The organism is Lactobacillus kalixensis DSM 16043 (assembly GCF_001434335.1).
GTDB classification, from domain to species: domain Bacteria; phylum Bacillota; class Bacilli; order Lactobacillales; family Lactobacillaceae; genus Lactobacillus; species Lactobacillus kalixensis.
The window spans coordinates 18,701-20,133 of record NZ_AZFM01000033.1 but is presented as its reverse complement, the minus strand read 5'-3'; the positions used below and the strand labels follow the sequence as shown (position 1 = coordinate 20,133).

Annotated in this window: 3 protein-coding genes; 1 reads left to right on the top strand and 2 read right to left on the bottom strand. The window is 31.6% G+C overall.

Going from position 1 to position 1,433, the window contains the following annotated elements; translation table 11 throughout:
* Window positions 1–200: 200 nt before the first annotated feature.
* Together FC46_RS08245 and FC46_RS08240 are read right to left on the bottom strand one after the other, a co-directional pair.
* On the bottom strand, window positions 201–398 hold the full coding sequence (locus FC46_RS08245; protein ID WP_057799667.1) for a hypothetical protein: 198 nt from the start codon (window positions 396–398) through the stop codon (window positions 201–203).
* Between the two features lie 13 nt (window positions 399–411).
* Complete coding sequence (locus FC46_RS08240; protein WP_057799665.1) at window positions 412–603, bottom strand: hypothetical protein; 192 nt, start codon at window positions 601–603, stop codon at window positions 412–414.
* Between the two features lie 559 nt (window positions 604–1,162).
* On the opposite strand from FC46_RS08240, the gene FC46_RS08235 reads away from it, so the two are divergent.
* Window positions 1,163–1,433 (top strand): Rpn family recombination-promoting nuclease/putative transposase (locus tag FC46_RS08235; RefSeq protein WP_157046815.1); only part of this gene is annotated, 271 nt, incomplete at its 3' end.

The window sequence follows — 1,433 nt, the reverse complement described above, 5'->3', positions numbered from 1 at the left end:
AAAAGCCAGGAAACATGCGAAAAGAGCATGAATCTTAGCTTTCAAGTTTCAGTTAAATATTTTAAAACAAAAAATCCTGCTAAATCTGGTCCTATCATACCAATGATTTTGATATGACACTTCGTTTAGCAGGATTTTTATTTTTAGTAAAAGCCAAAATTTATAGTTAAGCTTCGACTTTTCCAGATAATTAATGACTATTACTTGTTTGCTTTTCTAGCTTGAAGTTTACGTCTTATTGTATACACAATATCAAATGCGTACATCACAAATGTGATAATAATCAATGTTGCATAAACATTTCTTCCCAAGTTTGATGTAGGTCTCCAAGCCAATGTAATCATGAATAATGTAGAAGCAATTAAAAATGCTACATTTTCAATTTTATCTTTATTCATAGTTTTTTACCTTCTAACCAAAAAATTCTGCTCCATATCTAACAACATTCCAAGCTATGTTTGCTGCACTGCTAACGCCTTTAGCTACATGAGCAGCTGTATTTCCATAGTTGTATGCTTTTGAATGGTGAGTGCCACCTTGAACGCTAGCTAAGTCTTCAAGACTTACTGTTTGAAACTTTTGTGATAATTCAACTGTATTCATAACATTTCCTCCATTGAATAAGTTATTCATAAGTATCTCTTTCAACTTACAAATATTATTCTACTCGGCATATCACTTAGTGACCAAGTTCGTAAAATTTGGTTCATTTTCAATAATATTTGGTAACAATGTCAAATATTATTGAAAAAACACCGAATATTATCAATAACTAGTCTTCTTCACATATTCCTATCTACACCATCGCAACAGAAACGAACTTAATCATAGCAGCATTATTCTTTTCAGTATTTCATGGTAAAAAACGTCAGATTTTGAAAATTTAAGCATCAAAAAAAGCCTAGTTCACTAACATCAGAACTAGGCTCACACAGTGTGCACCATCACTTCTGACCACATATAGAAGATAACATTTTCGCTACCGGAGAAAATGATTATTTTCTTTAGTGATGGTACATTAGAAATTTTAGCATTCAACTGCTTAAAAAACAAGCGGAATAACGCTACTGTAACTTGTTATTCAATATTTTTTAACTTTCTAAAAATAATTCTTACTTTTTTGCGTATTTAGTAATAGAGGGCTATTTTTAGAAAGGAAGTTATGTCACATAAATTATCCAACCACGAAAAAGATATACTAAAGCGCGTTAAAATTACTAACGATGCTGTTTTTAAGTGGATTATGGAACAAAAAGATAACTGCTTGAAGCTTATTCAAGCAATTCTGCCTGAATTGAATATTAAGAGTATTGAGTTCCATGCCCAAGATAAACTGCAGGAATACGAAAAATCTAAGTCAATCATCGCTGATGTTTTAGCTAAAGATGATAAAGGCCGCTTATACGATATCGAGATGCAACAGACTATTCCTC